The sequence below is a fragment of the Advenella sp. S44 genome, assembly GCF_002810445.1.
Lineage (GTDB): Bacteria > Pseudomonadota > Gammaproteobacteria > Burkholderiales > Burkholderiaceae_B > Advenella.
Window position 1 is genome coordinate 19079 of the sequence record NZ_NEXS01000006.1, and the last position, 16179, is coordinate 35257.

Consider the following 16179-nt stretch of genomic DNA (forward strand, 5'->3'; position numbering starts at 1 on the left):
ATCGCATTGATAAAGTGACTTAAAACTTACAGGATATTGTACTCGGTAATTTGCTGTAAGTCCCGCAATTGGTCATTTTGCCGATTTATTGGACCTGTAGCGGCTGGCTTGCGGCGCCCGCAGGTACTGCCTGCCCATTACCGCCGGACTGGTTGAAATAACGGAAGAAGTCCGACGCAGGGTCCACAACCAGCAGGTCGCTGCGGCTGCTAAACGCAGTGCGATACGCATCCATACTATTGTAGAAGCTGAAGAATGCCGGATCTTTGCCATAGGCAGAGGCATAAATTTCGGCTGCCTCTGCATCGCCCTGCCCGCGCAATACTTCGGCCTTGGCTTCAGCCTCGGCCAGTTCTATCCGTACCCGGCGATCGGCTGCGGCTTCGATGCGCTCCTTGTCGGCAGCACCGTTGGCACGCAGGCTGTTGGCTTCTTCCTTACGCTCGGCCTGCATCCTGGCATACACCGATTCAGAAACCTCGGGTGAAAACTCAATACGCTTGAGGCGAACATCAACCACTTCGATGCCCAGGGGCTTGGCACGCTGCTCGACATTGCGAACGATTTCGTCCATGACCACATGTCGTTCTTGCGAGATCACGTCCCGAACCGTACGTGTGTTGACTGAGGCATTCAATGCATCGCGGATTTGTGCTCCCAGGCGGTTTTGCGCTGCATCAAGACGATCGCCAAACGAAATGTAATAACGCAAAGGATCGATAATGCGCCATTTGACGTAGGAGTCGATAATCAGGTTTTTCTTCTCTGAAGTCTGGATACGCTCGGCATCGCCTGACTCAATGGTCTGGATGCGGTTATCAAGCTTGACCACGGTTTCCAATGGCGCAGGCCATTTAAAATGCAGTCCGGGCTCGGAAACCGTCCGTTTCCATTGCCCCAGTTTAAACACCAGGGCGGTATTGCGTTCACTCACGGTATACACCGAAGAGGAAAATAGAAATGCGGCGATAACAAAGATGACCGCCCCGAAAATTGTTTTATTCATGATGGGTCCTCTTACCTGCTGCGGTCAAAATTATCACGGCTCAGGCGATTATCATTGCGTGGTGCCGTGGTATTGCCGCTGGACTGTGTATCGGTCGACGAACCCGGCGAGGGTGAGTCGTTGTCCGGTTTTCGCGGCTGTTGCTTTTGCCCGCCCTGGCCTTCAAGAATCTTGTCTATCGGCAGATACATCATATTGTTGCCGTCTTTGGTATCAAGAAATACTTTAGACGTATTCTGGAACACATCCCTGAGCGTGGAAATGTAGATACGCTCTCGCGTCACTTCCGGCGCCTTGGCGTATTCGGCCTGGACGCTTTCGAAGCGTGCGGCCAAACCTTTGGCCTGCGTCACGATCGCTTCGCGATAACCTTCGGCGCCCTGGACCAGACGTGCAGCACGACCTCGGGCCTCTGGGATAACCTTGCTGGCGTAGGCATTACCTTCGTTTTTCTGCCGCTCGTTGTCCTGACCGGCCTTGATGGCGTCTTCGAATGCCGCCTGCACTTGTTCTGGTGGCTGTACGTTCTGGATCGCAACAGATGTAACCTCGATACCGGAGCGGTAGCGATTCAGGATTTGCTGCATCAGCTTCATAACATTGTTGGCCGCAGCAGTACGACTTTCGTACAGGATATTATTCATGGACTCTTTGCCCACGATTTCACGCATCGCTGTCTCACCGGACTGACGCACTGACTCGGTCGGATTGACCATGGAGAACAGAAAATCGGCCGCAGGCGAACGTTGCGTCGCTGCGTCTGGCGTCAAATCAGTTTTTAAGCGATAGTGAACCGCAAATTGCACCTCGACGATATTTTCGTCTTCGGTCAGCATGAGCGATTCGGCCGGAACCTTGTTATTCAGGTCGTTTTTATAGCCAAATGTAAAATTACGTACACTTGAAATATCGACTTTTTCAACGCTCTGGATAGGTGTGGGTAAATGCCAGTGCAGGCCTGGCAGCACCGTAGTCTGATAGCGGCCAAATTGCGTGACAACCCCCATGTAACCTTCACGCACAATATAAAAGCCGCTTACCAGCCACAATGCCAGTGCGACAATGATGATTAAGACAATACCCACGCGCGTCGCTTTTGGCGAGGGAGAAAATCCATTGTTCTGCGGAGGGCGGTTGAACCCGTTATTGCCACCGCCCTTCTTGCCGAATATGGATTTAAGCCGTTTATTGAAATCGTTCCAGACCTGGTCCAGATCTGGCGGCCCGTCGTTGGGCCTGCCAGGACGTTTCGATGGATCGTCGGAATTATTGTTATTCTGACTTCCCCGACCCCAGCCTGGATCATTAAGATTAAAAAGATTAGAGAATCGCAACTTCGTTTCCTATTGAAGGCCTGAACTCAGCGATTGCCCCGCGCAATCCGTCCAAACCAGTTCGTTGTAGTGCACTCACAAATATACGGGCCGGTTCGCCCTTTTCGTTTCTTTCCACTTGCGGTTCGTAGCCCGCTTGATCTATTTTATTGTAAATAAGTATACAAGGGATCTCATTGGCCCCTATTTCTTCCAAAACTTTATTAACTTCCGCAATCTGCTCATCTCTTTGCGGGCTAGCTGCGTCCACCACATGCAGCAGAAGGTCGGCATGCACTGTCTCTTCAAGCGTCGCCTTAAAGGCGGCGATCAGCGTGGTGGGCAGGTCCCGGATGAAGCCTACGGTGTCAGAGACCACCACATTACCGGCGCCTTCGATCCAAATTCTTCGCGTGGTGGTGTCCAAGGTCGCAAACAGCTGGTCGGCCGCATAGGCATCAGCCCGCGTCAAAGCGTTAAAAAGTGTGCTTTTACCCGCGTTGGTATATCCGACAAGCGACACTGACAAGGTATTGCTGCGAGCACGTGAACGCCGCTGGGTCTTGCGCTGGCGTTCTACCCTGGCCAGCCGCTCACGCAACACCTTGACCTTGGAGCCGATCATGCGGCGATCCATCTCCAGCTGAGATTCGCCGGGACCGCGCATGCCGATACCACCGCGTTGTCGCTCAAGGTGAGTCCACATGCGGGTTAAGCGCGTCACAAGATGCCGCAATTGAGCCAGCTCTACTTGCAGCTTGCCCTCATGACTTTTGGCACGCAAGGCAAAAATGTCCAGGATCAGCGCCACCCGGTCGACCACGCGCCGCTCAAAGGCGCGCTCCAGATTGCGCTGCTGTGCCGGGCTTAGCGGCTGGTCAAATAAAATGAGCTCTACGTCCTGGTCGTCGGCCATGGCCACCGCGTCTTCGAGTTTGCCTTTGCCTATGTAATAAGCGGCATCGGGCTTGTCTCTTTTGACGGTCATGGTGCCCGCAATCTGTGCACCTGCACCTTCGGCCAGCATTTGAAATTCTTCGGCATGTGCCGGGTGATCCAGATCGCCTGAATCAACACTGATAATTAATACGCGCATAGCGTCCTGAAAAACAAAAGGCCCGCACAAGTCGTCTTGGCGGGCTTTTGCAAAAAACGGAGGTGGTTATTCCTGTTCAGCTGGTGCGTCAATTTGGAAACTGACGGCCCTTGCGGGAACAACTGTAGAAATAGCGTGTTTGTAAACCATTTGTGTTACGGTATTGCGTAACAATACGACGTACTGGTCAAATGATTCGATTTGCCCTTGCAATTTGATTCCATTTACAAGGTAAATGGAAACGGGAACATGTTCTTTACGTAACGCGTTCAGGAAAGGATCTTGTAGTGATTGCCCTTTAGTGCTCATTGGCTAGGCTCCATATGTTATTTGGGTTTACAACTGAAAACGACTTTACTCTTTACTGATTAACCTGATTACTGATCAGCCACAAACGACAATACAGGATCAATCAGAAAAAAAGCAGTAATTTGCTATATTAGATTAAGAAAGTATTTCAGACAATGACTTAATGAGAGTTTCGCACTGTTTTTTTGTGCCAATCGTAACACGCAGAAATGACGCGATACGCGGATGGCTAAAGTGACGCACCAAAATAGCGTGGGCGCGCAGCGCCGCCAGCAATTGCCCTGCATCGTGCTGCGGATGTGAAACAAAAACAAAGTTGGCGCGCGATGGCAGCACCTCAAAGCCAAGCTTTTTCAACGCCTCGATTAAGTACTCGCGCGTGTCCACCACTTGCCCTATGGTGTGTTCGAAGTAGGCCTGATCTTCAAACGCCGCGATCGCGCCCGCCTCTGCCAGGCGATCTATCGGATATGAATTAAAACTGTTTTTGACGCGAACCAATCCTTCAAGCAATTCGGGTTGACCAAGTGCAAAGCCCACACGCAAGCCAGCCAGCGAACGCGATTTGGATAGCGTCTGCAACACCACCAGGTTCTTGTATTTCCTGATCAGCGGTACGCACGATTCTGCCCCGAAATCAACATAAGCCTCATCAACCGCAACCACCCATTGAGGGCGCTGGATCAGCAACTGTTCAATCTCGGCGCGCGTCAGGGCAATACCGGTAGGCGCATTCGGATTGGGGAATATGACCGCACTGATCGACTCGGCCGGCAGTGCCAGATAATCCTGAATACGAATACTGAAATCGTCCGCAAGCGGCACGCTCTGATAATCAATATCATAAAGCCGGCAATAGACCGGATAAAAACTATAGGAAATATCCGGCAGCAGAATCTGCTTGCCCTGATGGCGAAACAGGCTCAGGAAAAGGTGTGCTAGCACTTCGTCAGACCCATTGCCGGGAAATACATGGTCGGCCGGCAAATCGTAGTACTTGCCTACGGCGGTACGTAGGCGGTCGCTTTCGGGACTGGGATACAGCCGCAGCTGATCTGCCGTTGCCTGGCGGATCGCTTCAAGAACGGCAGGCGACGGCGCAAACGGCGATTCGTTGGTATTGAGCTTGATCAGATCAGTCTGCGTGGGCTGTTCACCCGGCACATACGGATCCAGCGTTTTGACAAAATCACTCCAGTACGCACTCATGGGTTACTCTGCTTTTTTGTATGGGTTCTTGGAAGACTTGAATTCGATTCGCAGCGGCGTACCCTCAAGCTTGAAAGCGGAACGCATCCGTGACTCAAGGTAACGTCGATACGACTCGGGAATGGCATCAAGCGCATTGCCATGGATGACAATAAGCGGCGGATTCTGTCCACCCTGATGTGCATAACGCATCTTGGGACGGAATATTCCCTTGCGCGGCGGTTGCTGCTGCTCGACCGCCGCATGCAGTTCGCGCGTCAGCTTTGGTGTTGACAGTTTGGCAAACGCAGCCGCATGCGCCTCGTGAACAGAGCGCATCAATTGCGTAATCCCTGCTCCCTTGAGCGCAGAAATGGTATGCATTTTGGCAAATGACAGAAACCGCAGCTTGCGTTCGAATTCGCGTTCGATCCAATCGCGCTTGTCGCGATCCAGCCCGTCCCATTTATTGATGGCCACCACCAGCGCCCTGCCAGTCTCAAGCACGAACCCGGCAATGTGTGCGTCCTGTTCGGAAATCTCGCTTTGCGCATCAAGCATCAGCACAACCACGTTACTGGCTTCGATCGCCTGCAGTGTTTTAATGACCGAAAACTTTTCAATGGATTCAAACACCTTGCCGCGCTTGCGCAGGCCGGCCGTATCGATCAGGGTATACAGGCGACCGTTGCGCTCGAACTCGATTTCGATCGCGTCGCGCGTAGTGCCAGGCATATCAAAGGCAATCACGCGCTCTTCACCCAGCAGCGTGTTGATCAGCGTGGACTTGCCCACGTTGGGTCGGCCCACAATCGCCAGCTTCAGACGGTGGTCGGTAAATATCTCTTCGGCGGGTTCGGGATTCGCCCCGCTCTGGCTGTCCGCCGATTCGCCGGCGGCTAGCACTTGCGCAATCTGCTCGTCGGACAGCTCAACCTCGTCCTCTTGCGCCTCTTCTTCCGCCTCTGAGCGGCCTGCAGGCTGGGACTTTGACAGCACGTCGGCCAGTGCCGTTTCGATAAGATCGACCACGCCATCTCCGTGAGCCGATGAAATGGCATAGGGCTCGCCCAGACCGAGTTCATGGAACTCTGCCGTGGCAACACCTTGGTTCATGCCTTCCGCCTTGTTTACCGCCAGAAAGACATGCGCGCGGGTTTTGCGCAACAGGCGGGCGATCTCATGATCGTGCGCATTGACGCCGGCTCGCGCATCCACCAGGAAAATCACGACATCCGATTCGGAGATGGCCAGACTGGTCTGTCTTGCCATTTCCATGAGAATGCCGCTTTTGGCCACCGGCTCGAATCCGCCGGTGTCCACTACCAGAAACGGAATATCACCAACGCGGCCTTCGCCGTAGTGGCGGTCGCGGGTCAGGCCCGCATAGTCGGCCACCAGCGCGGCCCGGGAACGCGTCAGGCGATTAAATAGGGTCGACTTGCCGACATTAGGCCGGCCAACCAGCGACACCACCGGTTTAAAGGAAACAGTACTCAACGTGCACCAAGCATAACAAGATTACCCGCGCCGGTTTGAACCAGGATCCCCTGGGCGGTCGCGGTCAGTGGCGAGAGCATCGCCTCACCACCAAATTCGGATCTGCCAAGCAGACGCCCATCGGCATCAGACAGATAGTGTATATAGCCTTCATAATCGCCCACAGCAACAACATTGCCGTTGGACACGGCATTGGTCAACCCGCGGTTCTTCAACACTTTATTGACCCATTGCTGCTGTCCGTTGCCCAATGCCATGCGTACCACTTCGCCGTGGATACCGGTAGCATAGAGCGAATCATTGTTCAGTGTGACGCCCGTCGCACTGGAAAATGGCTGAGACCACAACGCCTGGCCGTCAGCACGGTCGGGCGTGTAGCAGCCGGCATTGCCCTGGTAAGTGGCCACGCAAACGCCATTGCCCACCAGCGCCGGCGCGCCCACAACATCGGTCACGCTATCGAGATCGGTCATGCCACGGATCGGTCCGGCCAGAATATCCCATTGCAATCTGCCGGTTTTCAGATCCAATGCAACCAGCCGCCCACTGGGAACGGCCACCAGCACATTTCCCTTGTCGATAATCATGCGGGAAACGGCGCGCAATGCAAGCGCGGCATTGGTTCTCTGGTAATTCCAAAGCAGTTCGCCGCTGCCGGCATCAAACCCCTGGACACGATAATCATCGGCCCGGACGACCGCGACGCCCTGGCCTACTGCAGGTGGTGTTGACACGCGCGTGCTCGCCTTGGCTGTCCACAGCGTCTTGCCGGCCATATCCAATGCGGTAATCGTACCATCGGGCGCGGCAACCACGGCAATATTGCCGTCTGTACCTACACCGGCAGACAGGGATTTGCCGACTGATGTTTTCCACTGCACCGCGCCGTTGGACAACGTGATCCTTGCAACCGAACCATCCGGCGTTGCCGCCACGACGCTGTCGCCGGCAACTGCCGGGGCAAACCCGACGCCGCTGCCGGAACCGACGGAGGCACTCCAAGCGGCAGCAGGTACGGTGGTCTGGGTGTACTCGGTCAGGTCGACCGGCTCAAATTGCGAAGGCGTGGCAAACAGACTACAACCGCCCAGCGCCAGGACGCCGGCGAGCATCGTAACTTTCAGAAAACGACGTGGCATATGTTGAAACATCATGATTATTCTCCACCTAAAGCACTAATTTTCAATTGAATGGTGTTCACGAATGCTGCGGGTAGACGCTGGCCGGAAAGCGCAGAACGCCACGCGGCAACCGCTTCCGGTTTCTTGCCCTGGGCAATCAGAACATCTCCCTTGCGATCGTCATAAAGCGCCTTGAACGCTTCGGGCGGGTTATTCAATTGTTCCAGCGCTTCGTCAAACTTTTTCTGATCAGCGTAAACGCTGGCCAGACGCAGCTTGGCCACAGGCAACAGCTCCGGAAAATCGCTGCCGCGCCCTGCCAGCCAGTTGAGCTCTTGAGCGGCCTTGTCGATATTGCCGCCGCGCAAATAAAAATCAGCCGCAAGCAACGCGCCGCGCGCCGCGTAGGCGGTGTCCTCATAGTTCTTCTTGAGTTCGGCGGTGGCCTGCTCAAGACGGGCCTGGCTGTCTGCGTCCGTAGACACGGCCGATGTCTGTACGATTTCGTAATAGCCAAGTGCCTGCTTGACCTGGGAAGACTGGTACCAGTTCCAACCGTACCATGCCAATATGCCAAGCATGACAACGATAATGGCGGTCAGAATTGTGTTGCCGAAACGATCCCACCACCCCTTGAGCGTATCGATCCGTTCCTGTTGTTCGAGGTCAAAAGCCATATCTTCAACTTTCCTTTACTAATTCTCCAAGCCGCCGATCACACTAGCGAGACTGCCTGTTGTTGATTGTTAATTATTCACTGACCCTGCAGCTTATCCAGCAATGCGCTGGCCAGTTCGCCTTGCGTCACGCTCAACTGCGGTGGTGTGTCGCCAAGGGTATCTGCACGCAGGAACTTCACCGAAGCTGTATTTTGCGCCATTTCGGTTTCCCCTAATATGACGGCAAGGCGCGCTCCACTGGCATCGGCCCGCTTAAATTGTGATTTGAACGAGCCCGAGCCCGGATGCACAATGCAAGCAACGCCCAGATCTCTGGCCGACTCGGCCAGTCTTGCTGCAGCGCGGGCACATTGCGCATCGCTATGGACGAAATATACATCACATTCGGGCGTCGTCTGCACTTTGGCCTCTTCCAGCCACAATGCGAGCAAGCGCTCCAGTCCAATGGCAAAGCCGATCGCCGGTGCGGTTTTGCCACCAAGCAGATCAAACAGGCCGTCGTAGCGACCGCCCCCGCAAACAGTCCCCTGGGCGCCCAGCCTGTCTGTGACCCATTCAAATACCGTCAGATTGTAGTAATCAAGCCCGCGTACCAGCCGCGGATTCAGCGTGTAGGCGATATTGGCATCGTCAAGCCGCTGGCATATGGCATCAAAATGCGCTTTGGATTCGCTGCCAAGAAATTCAAACAGTTTAGGCGCATCATTGGCCATCTGCTGCATAGCAGGATTTTTCGTGTCCAGCACTCGCAAGGGGTTGCTATACATGCGGCGCTGCCCGTCGGCGTCCAGGACATCTTTATGGGCTTCCAGATGTGCGATCAGAGCTTGCCGATGCGCCTGCCTTTCCGGCAACTGCCCAAGCGAATTGAGTTCCAGTCGGATATCGTTAATGCCCAGTTGCTTCCACAAGCGCGCCAGCATGATGATTTGTTCGGCGTCAACATCTGGCCCGGGCAAGCCCAGGGCCTCGACCGAGATCTGATGAAACTGCCGATAGCGACCTTTTTGCGGTCGCTCATGACGAAATACCGGACCCATGGTATACAGGCGCTGCGGGCGATCGTACAGCATATTATGTTCGATGGCAGCCCGCACGATGCCTGCAGTAAATTCGGGGCGCATGGTGATCAACTCTTGCCTGTCGGCTGACATGCTGAAGGTGTACATTTCCTTCTCGACAATGTCGGTGACTTCGCCGATGCCACGCGCAAACAAGCGGGTCTGCTCCAGGACGGGGGTTCGCACATTCTGGTAGCCATACAGGCTCAGCCACTGCCGAAGCCGGGCCTCCAGTTCTTCCCAGCGGGCCGACTGGCCCGGCAGGATATCGTTCATTCCGCGTAACGCTGTGACCTTCTGAAATGCGGTTGTGTTGCTCAAAATAGTTACTCTTGTCGGTTCAAATTATTACTGTTCTGTCCGGATGAATCCGAACCCTGCACGCCGTAACGCCGGTGCACGTAATCGCGCACGATTTGCTGGAACTCCTGGGCAATCGCGTCCCCCTTCAGGGTCACGCTGCGCTGACCATCGATAAATACCGGGGCCGACGGCACTTCCCCCGTACCCGGCAGGCTTATCCCGATATCAGCATGCCGACTCTCGCCCGGGCCGTTTACCACACATCCCATCACAGCGACATTCATGCTTTCCACGCCTGGGTACTCGGCTTTCCATAACGGCATTTGCTGACGCAGGTAGGATTGAATACTATCGGCCAATTCCTGGAAGAACGTACTGCTGGTGCGCCCGCAGCCAGGGCAAGCCACGACCATCGGTGTGAACGCTCGCAAGCCCATGGTTTGCAGTATCTCCTGCGCCACAATGACTTCCCGGGTGCGATCACCGCCAGGTTCCGGCGTAAGCGAAATCCGAATCGTATCACCGATCCCTTCCTGAAGCAGTACAGACAACGCGGCCGTAGAGGCCACAATACCCTTGCTACCCATGCCCGCCTCGGTCAGTCCCAAATGCAAGGGATAATCACAGCGGGCTGAAAGGCTTCGGTATACAGAAATCAGATCCTGCACATGGCTCACTTTACAGGACAAGATAATGGCATCGCCGGCCAGACCGAGTTCCTCGGCGCGGGCCGCGTTGGTAATGGCAGATACGACCAGTGCCTCGCGCATGACGCCCGAAGCATCCCAGGGTACGCTGCGCCGGCTGTTGTCGTCCATCATGCGCGCCATGAGCTCGTGATCCAGGCTGCCCCAGTTAACGCCAATGCGTACCGGCTTTTCATAGCGACAGGCCACTTCGATCATCTGCGCAAAATTATCGTCGCGCTTTTTCCCGCCGCCCATATTGCCGGGGTTGATCCGGTATTTGGACAGCGCCTGGGCGCACTCGGGAAATTGCGTCAGCAGCTTGTGCCCGTTGTAATGAAAGTCGCCAACCAGCGGTACGGAAACGCCCATCCGATCCAGCTGTTCGCGGATCGCGGGCACCTCTTTGGCCGCCTCGGGCGTATTGACGGTGATGCGAACCATTTCAGAACCGGCCTGGGCCAGCTCCTTGACCTGGATTGCCGTGGCTATCGGATCGGCCGTATCAGTATTGGTCATTGACTGCACGACGACCGGTGCGCCGCCACCAATCTGCACCTGCCTTGACCCCCAGACGACGCGAGCGCCGCGAGTCTGGCGACGGGTCAGCGGGCCAATGGGAAAGGGAGATTGTTCGACGATAGTCATGGTAGAGTCAGTCTTAAACAAGGTGGTCTTGCCTTAGTCGGAACAGCACACTGGAGCGACAGCAGCAACACCATCGGGTCAGTTATTCAAACCAGTGTTCCAGGCTCTCAAGCCCGAGATCTTGCAATGTGTACCAGCCGCGGGTAAAGCCGTAGACCGCAATAACGACCAATACAAGCAAAATCACAAACAGCCATAAGCCCGTACCGCTGGAACGGCCCGAACGGGAATACGTGTCACGGATTTCGTAATCGGTGCTGCGCTTCAGGTTAATATTTGTGGGGGTTGTTGCAACCAGCTGATCGCGCTCGATACCGGGCTGCTGTCCCAGCAGATGCAACAGCGGCTGCTCGTCCGTTTCCAGCACCTGGGCATACTTCTTGACCATGCCGCGCAGCATGAAGCCGTTAGGCAGCGTGGCCCAGTTCTGGCTTTCCAATGCCCGCAGCTGTGTTTCGGAAAACTTGATGCGATTGGATATTTCGGCCAACGTCAGACCTCTGGCGGTCCGCAGCGTTGCGAGCGTCTGCCCCAGCGATTCTACGGGAGCCGACTCTTCACGGAGGGGATCTGCGGCGATGTCTGTTTCGTTGGTCATGAAGCAATCTCGGTTATGGGAATAGATTTGAAGGCCTGCATGCGTTCGCTGATGCGGGTACGGTCTTTAACGTCGCCCGCAAGCTGACCACAGGCGGCATCAATATCTTCACCTCGGGTTTTGCGTACGGTTGTAATGACCCCCTGATCCACCAGCAAACTGGAGAACTGGCGGATACGCGCATTGGTCGAACGCTTCAGACCCGACTCAGGAAACGGATTGAACGGAATCAGGTTCAACTTGCATTTGACCTGACGCGTGATATCCACCAATTGCCGGGCATGCTCATCAGAATCGTTCACGCCATCGAGCATAACGTATTCAAACGTGATGAAGTCACGCGGCGCATACTCAAGGTAACGATTACAGGCCGCAATAAGTTCGGCCAGTGGATACTTGCGATTGAGCGGGACCAACTGGTCGCGCAACGCATCGTTCGGGGCATGCAGCGACACGGCCAACGCAACGGGACAGTCATGCGCCAGCCGATCCATGAAAGGCACCACACCAGAGGTAGACACCGTGACGCGACGGCGCGACAGTCCGTAGGCATTATCGTCCAGCATCAGAAGCAGTGCCGGCAGAACCTGATCATAATTCAGTAGCGGCTCGCCCATTCCCATCATGACCACATTGCTGATCACGCGAAGATCCTGTTCGTTGGCGGCAGCCAGGCGTGCAGCGGACATGTCCTGCATGATATCGTGGCGTGCCTTCCATAACTGACCCACAATTTCTGCCGTGGTCAGATTGCGGTTGAATCCTTGATGCCCGGTGGAGCAGAAACGGCAGGCCACGGTACAACCGGCCTGACTGGAAATGCACAGGGTCCCCCTGTCATCTTCCGGAATAAACACCGTTTCCACGGCGTTATTATTGCCCACATCGAACAGCCACTTGCGTGTACCGTCGGTAGACACTTTCTGAGTAATGACCGATGGCGGCGCCAGCGTGCAACGTTGCGCCAGCGTACTGCGAAACGTTTTGGCCAGATCCGTCATCTGGTCGAAATCGGAGATACCGCGCTGGTGTACCCAGCGCAGCAGCTGTTTCGCCCGAAAAGGCTTGTTACCCCATGCACCCACCTGCTTGACGAGCGAATCGGATTCGACACCCAGAAGATTGATACGTTGATCGGTAGTAGTCATGCAAGCCTTTTGCGGATAATGGAGCAGGTTTTCAGCGAGCCTGTTACTTTTTGAAGAAGTAAGCAATTTCATTAGCTGCTGTTTCAGCAGCATCAGAGCCGTGAACTGCATTGGCATCGATGCTGTCGGCGAAGTCGGCGCGGATGGTACCGGGCTCGGCTTTCTTGGGGTCTGTGGCGCCCATCAGTTCGCGGTTTTTCGCGATGGCATTTTCACCTTCCAGAACCTGAATAAAAACAGGGCCGGAGATCATGAATTTGACCAGATCATTGAAAAAAGGACGCTCCTTGTGGACTGCGTAAAAGCCTTCGGCTTCGGCCTGGCTCAGTTGCTGCATGCGAGCTTCGACCACTTTGAGGCCGGCTTTTTCAAAGCGGGAAACGATTTCACCAATAACATTCTTGGCAACAGCGTCAGGTTTAATGATAGAGAGCGTACGTTCAACAGCCATTTAAATTACTCCAAATATTCAATGAAAACAGTTACTTCTGCGAAGTTTTAACTAACTCGGCATTTTAACATGCAAAATTAGCGCGCTACACCTTAAAATAAGGGTTTTCGATAAAGACTCACCATTTTGCTTACCTTTGGGCCCGGCGGCCATAAACCGCAAGCCCATCCACTGCTGACACTATGACTCAAACACCTGCCACCGACGAATTGCCCAAAAGTTTTGAACCCCATGAGCTGGAAAGCACCTGGTACCAGGAATGGGAACGCATGGGCGTATTCCGGGCCGGCCGCCACACATCCACGGACGCACCGGAAAGTGGCGAACCTTACACCATCCAGTTTCCGCCCCCGAACGTCACTGGCACCCTGCACATGGGACACGCCTTCAATCACACGATCATGGACGGCCTGACCCGCTACCATCGCATGCTTGGCTGCGACACGGTACTCGTGCCCGGCACCGACCATGCCGGCATTGCAACGCAAATCGTCGTTGAGCGCCAGCTGGATGCCCAGAACACCAGCCGCACCGAGCTGGGCCGCGAGGCGTTTGTCAAGCGGGTATGGGAGTGGAAGGAGCAGTCCGGAAACACGATTACCGCTCAGGTGCGCCGGCTGGGCGCATCGGCAGACTGGCCCCGTGAATACTTCACCATGGACAGCCAAATGTCCGTGGGCGTGGTTGAAACCTTTGTCCGTCTTTACGAACAGGGCCTGATCTACCGCGGCAAGCGACTGGTCAACTGGGATCCGGTACTGGGCACGGCCGTATCGGACCTTGAAGTCGAAAGCCAGGAAGAGGATGGCTTTCTGTGGCACATCCGTTACCCGCTTACCGAGCCGGTCGATGGGCTGCAGCACCTGGTGGTTGCGACGACTCGCCCGGAAACCATGCTGGGCGATGTCGCCGTCATGGTCCACCCGGAAGACGAACGCTATAGTCATCTGGTCGGCAAATCGGTTCGCCTGCCCTTGTGCGACCGGGACATTCCAGTGATTGCCGATGATTATGTGGATCGTGAGTTCGGTACGGGCGTGGTCAAAGTCACGCCCGCCCACGACTTTAACGACTATGCCGTTGGTCAGCGCCACCAGCTGGACATGATCAGTATTCTGACGCTGGATGCGAAAATCAGCGACGAGGCGCCCGCCCGCTATCGCGGCCTGGACCGGTTCGAGGCTCGCAAGCAGATTGTCGCGGAACTGGAGGCCCAATCGCTGCTGGAGAACACCAAGCCGCACAAACTCATGGTGCCACGCGGCGATCGCACCAAATCGGTCATTGAGCCCATGTTGACCGATCAGTGGTTTGTCGCCATGAGCAAGCCTGCGCCCGAAGGCACTTACAATCCTGGCAAGAGCATTACCGACGTGGCGCTGGATGTGGTGCGGGACGGTCAGGTTCGGTTCTTCCCCGACAACTGGAGCAACACCTATAACCAGTGGCTGGAAAATATCCAGGACTGGTGTATTTCCCGACAGTTATGGTGGGGTCACCAAATTCCGGCCTGGTACGCCGAAGACGGCCAGATCTTTGTGGCCCGGACCGAGGACGAGGCCCAGGCCAAGGCAAAGAAAGCAGGCGTAACGGGACCGCTGCGTCGCGACGACGACGTGCTGGATACGTGGTTTTCGTCGGCCCTGGTGCCCTTTACTACGATGGGGTGGCCTGCAGAAACGCATGATTTCAAACGCTATATGCCTTCGAATGTGCTGGTAACCGGCTTTGACATCATCTTTTTCTGGGTGGCACGCATGATCATGATGAGCATGCATCTGACAGGCCAAGTGCCTTTCCGCCATGTGTACGTGCACGGGCTCATTCTGGACGCCTACGGCCAGAAAATGAGCAAATCCAAGGGCAACACGCTGGATCCGGTAGACCTGATTGACGGCGTCGACCTGGATTCGCTGGTGGCCAAACGCACCTCGGGCCTGATGAATCCGAAACAGGCCAGCAAGATCGAGAAGGACACCCGCAAGACATTTCCTGAAGGGGTCGCTTCCTATGGCGCAGATGCCTTGCGCTTTACCATGGCTGCCTACGCCACGCTGGGCAGGAACATGAACTTTGATCTGAAGCGCTGCGAAGGCTACCGCAATTTCTGCAATAAACTGTGGAATGCAACCCGCTTCGTGCTCATGAACGTGCCCGATGCAAACGCGGTCAACCAGCACGATAATGAACTTTCCTTTGCCGACCAGTGGATTACCAGCCGACTGCAGCAAACCCTTGACGATATTCAGAAAGGGTTCCATGAATATCGCTTCGACATGATTGCAAATGCAATATACCGGTTTGTCTGGGATGAGTACTGTGACTGGTATGTTGAACTGGCCAAAGTGCAAATCCAGCGCGGCAACCAGGCGCAGCAAAATGGCACCCGCCGCACCCTGATCCGGGTACTGGAAGCGATCCTGCGCATGGCCCACCCCATTATTCCGTTTATTACAGAAGCACTATGGCAAAAAGTGGCGCTGGTAGCCGGAAAAAAACAGGCCGGCACCACCGCCAGCATCAGCGTTCAACCTTACCCACGGTCCAACCGCGAACTGATCGACGCGTCCGCCGAGGCGCAGGTTGCCGCGCTCAAGGCGCAGGTGGAAGCGATCCGCGCCCTGCGCGGCGAAATGAGCCTGTCGCCAGCTCAGAAAGTGCCGCTGTTTGCGCAGGGCGACGCGCAGATGCTCAATCGCAATACGCCCTATCTGATGGCGCTGGCCAAGCTGAGCGAGGTCCAGGTCGTTGAACTGCTGCCGGACCTGGGCGCGCCGGTCCAGATCCTGGACAATACCCGCTTGATGCTGAACGTGGAAATTGACAAAAAAGCCGAGCTTGCCCGGCTTGCCAAAGAAGCCCAGCGCCTGGAAGGCGAAATTGCCAAAGCCCAAGGTAAATTGTCCAACGAAGGCTTTGTGGCACGCGCCCCGGGCCACGTCATTGAACAGGAGAAAGAGCGCCTGGCCCAGTTCACCGAACGCCTGCAAGGCATTCGCGGGCAACAGGCGCGCCTGCAGTAAGCCGGTCGCTGACTCGTCCTTTATGGGCCGGGTCAGCTCGCTCCGGTG

14 protein-coding genes are annotated in these 16179 nt (G+C 55.4%); 1 reads left to right on the forward strand and 13 read right to left on the reverse strand.

What is annotated here, in order from left to right; all coding sequences use genetic code 11:
* Window positions 1-85: 85 nt before the first annotated feature.
* The 13 genes from hflC to ndk all read right to left on the reverse strand — a co-directional run bounded on the left by hflC (window position 86) and on the right by ndk (window position 13108).
* Window positions 86-1006, reverse strand: a complete 921-nt coding sequence (hflC, locus tag CAP48_RS12545) for a protease modulator HflC (protein WP_100697232.1) — start codon at window positions 1004-1006, stop codon at window positions 86-88.
* A gap of 11 nt (window positions 1007-1017) precedes the next feature.
* A complete protein-coding gene (hflK, locus tag CAP48_RS12550; protein ID WP_100697234.1) occupies window positions 1018-2340 on the reverse strand; it encodes an FtsH protease activity modulator HflK in 1323 nt (440 codons plus the stop codon).
* Window positions 2327-3415: a GTPase HflX gene (gene hflX / locus CAP48_RS12555; RefSeq protein WP_100697236.1), complete on the reverse strand. Its 1089-nt coding sequence runs from the start codon at window positions 3413-3415 to the stop codon at window positions 2327-2329. Before hflX ends, hflK begins: the two co-directional genes overlap by 14 nt.
* Window positions 3416-3481: 66 nt before the next feature.
* Window positions 3482-3724 (reverse strand): RNA chaperone Hfq, encoded by a 243-nt coding sequence (gene hfq / locus CAP48_RS12560; RefSeq protein ID WP_014750888.1) that lies wholly within the window; start codon window positions 3722-3724, stop codon window positions 3482-3484.
* A 135-nt stretch (window positions 3725-3859) separates the two neighbouring features.
* Window positions 3860-4933: a histidinol-phosphate transaminase gene (gene hisC, locus CAP48_RS12565; protein WP_100697238.1), complete on the reverse strand. Its 1074-nt coding sequence runs from the start codon at window positions 4931-4933 to the stop codon at window positions 3860-3862.
* 3 nt (window positions 4934-4936) lie between these two features.
* Window positions 4937-6412 carry a ribosome biogenesis GTPase Der gene (gene der, locus CAP48_RS12570; protein ID WP_100697240.1) on the reverse strand — a complete coding sequence of 492 codons (1476 nt, stop codon included), beginning with the start codon at window positions 6410-6412 and terminating at the stop codon, window positions 4937-4939.
* Window positions 6409-7566, reverse strand: a complete 1158-nt coding sequence (gene bamB / locus CAP48_RS12575; RefSeq protein ID WP_100697242.1) for an outer membrane protein assembly factor BamB — start codon at window positions 7564-7566, stop codon at window positions 6409-6411. Before bamB ends, der begins: the two co-directional genes overlap by 4 nt.
* Before the next feature lie 2 nt (window positions 7567-7568).
* A complete protein-coding gene (locus CAP48_RS12580) occupies window positions 7569-8210 on the reverse strand; it encodes a tetratricopeptide repeat protein (RefSeq protein ID WP_100697244.1) in 642 nt (213 codons plus the stop codon).
* A 77-nt stretch (window positions 8211-8287) separates the two neighbouring features.
* Entirely contained in the window at window positions 8288-9550 is a 1263-nt protein-coding gene (gene hisS, locus CAP48_RS12585) for a histidine--tRNA ligase (RefSeq protein WP_242444480.1), read from the reverse strand.
* Window positions 9551-9600: 50 nt separating this feature from the next.
* Window positions 9601-10911 carry a flavodoxin-dependent (E)-4-hydroxy-3-methylbut-2-enyl-diphosphate synthase gene (ispG, locus tag CAP48_RS12590; RefSeq protein WP_100697248.1) on the reverse strand — a complete coding sequence of 437 codons (1311 nt, stop codon included), beginning with the start codon at window positions 10909-10911 and terminating at the stop codon, window positions 9601-9603.
* Window positions 10912-10993: 82 nt separating this feature from the next.
* Entirely contained in the window at window positions 10994-11509 is a 516-nt protein-coding gene (locus tag CAP48_RS12595) for a RodZ family helix-turn-helix domain-containing protein (RefSeq protein ID WP_100697250.1), read from the reverse strand.
* The gene (gene rlmN, locus CAP48_RS12600) at window positions 11506-12657 is read right to left on the reverse strand and encodes a 23S rRNA (adenine(2503)-C(2))-methyltransferase RlmN (RefSeq protein ID WP_100697252.1); all 1152 of its coding nucleotides are present in this window, start codon (window positions 12655-12657) and stop codon (window positions 11506-11508) included. Before rlmN ends, CAP48_RS12595 begins: the two co-directional genes overlap by 4 nt.
* A gap of 43 nt (window positions 12658-12700) precedes the next feature.
* Window positions 12701-13108, reverse strand: coding sequence for a nucleoside-diphosphate kinase (gene ndk / locus CAP48_RS12605; protein WP_100697254.1), 408 nt, complete (start codon window positions 13106-13108; stop codon window positions 12701-12703).
* Window positions 13109-13290: 182 nt separating this feature from the next.
* Between ndk and CAP48_RS12610 the strand changes: the two genes are divergently transcribed.
* The gene (locus tag CAP48_RS12610) at window positions 13291-16131 is read left to right on the forward strand and encodes a valine--tRNA ligase (RefSeq protein WP_100697256.1); all 2841 of its coding nucleotides are present in this window, start codon (window positions 13291-13293) and stop codon (window positions 16129-16131) included.
* The last annotated feature ends 48 nt before the right edge of the window (window positions 16132-16179 follow it).

Excerpts from the sequence above, each read along its gene's own strand:
- hflX (WP_100697236.1), bottom strand. The coding sequence starts at position 3,415 with ATGCGCGTATTAATTATCAGTGTTGATTCAGGCGATCTGGATCACCCG.
- CAP48_RS12595 (WP_100697250.1), bottom strand. The coding sequence starts at position 11,509 with ATGACCAACGAAACAGACATCGCCGCAGATCCCCTCCGTGAAGAGTCG.
- ndk (WP_100697254.1), bottom strand. The coding sequence starts at position 13,108 with ATGGCTGTTGAACGTACGCTCTCTATCATTAAACCTGACGCTGTTGCC.
- CAP48_RS12580 (WP_100697244.1), bottom strand. The coding sequence starts at position 8,210 with ATGGCTTTTGACCTCGAACAACAGGAACGGATCGATACGCTCAAGGGG.
- CAP48_RS12610 (WP_100697256.1), top strand. The coding sequence starts at position 13,291 with ATGACTCAAACACCTGCCACCGACGAATTGCCCAAAAGTTTTGAACCC.
- hfq (WP_014750888.1), bottom strand. The coding sequence starts at position 3,724 with ATGAGCACTAAAGGGCAATCACTACAAGATCCTTTCCTGAACGCGTTA.
- hisS (WP_242444480.1), bottom strand. The coding sequence starts at position 9,550 with ATGAACGATATCCTGCCGGGCCAGTCGGCCCGCTGGGAAGAACTGGAG.
- bamB (WP_100697242.1), bottom strand. The coding sequence starts at position 7,566 with ATGATGTTTCAACATATGCCACGTCGTTTTCTGAAAGTTACGATGCTC.
- ispG (WP_100697248.1), bottom strand. The coding sequence starts at position 10,911 with ATGACTATCGTCGAACAATCTCCCTTTCCCATTGGCCCGCTGACCCGT.
- hisC (WP_100697238.1), bottom strand. The coding sequence starts at position 4,933 with ATGAGTGCGTACTGGAGTGATTTTGTCAAAACGCTGGATCCGTATGTG.
- hflC (WP_100697232.1), bottom strand. The coding sequence starts at position 1,006 with ATGAATAAAACAATTTTCGGGGCGGTCATCTTTGTTATCGCCGCATTT.
- rlmN (WP_100697252.1), bottom strand. The coding sequence starts at position 12,657 with ATGACTACTACCGATCAACGTATCAATCTTCTGGGTGTCGAATCCGAT.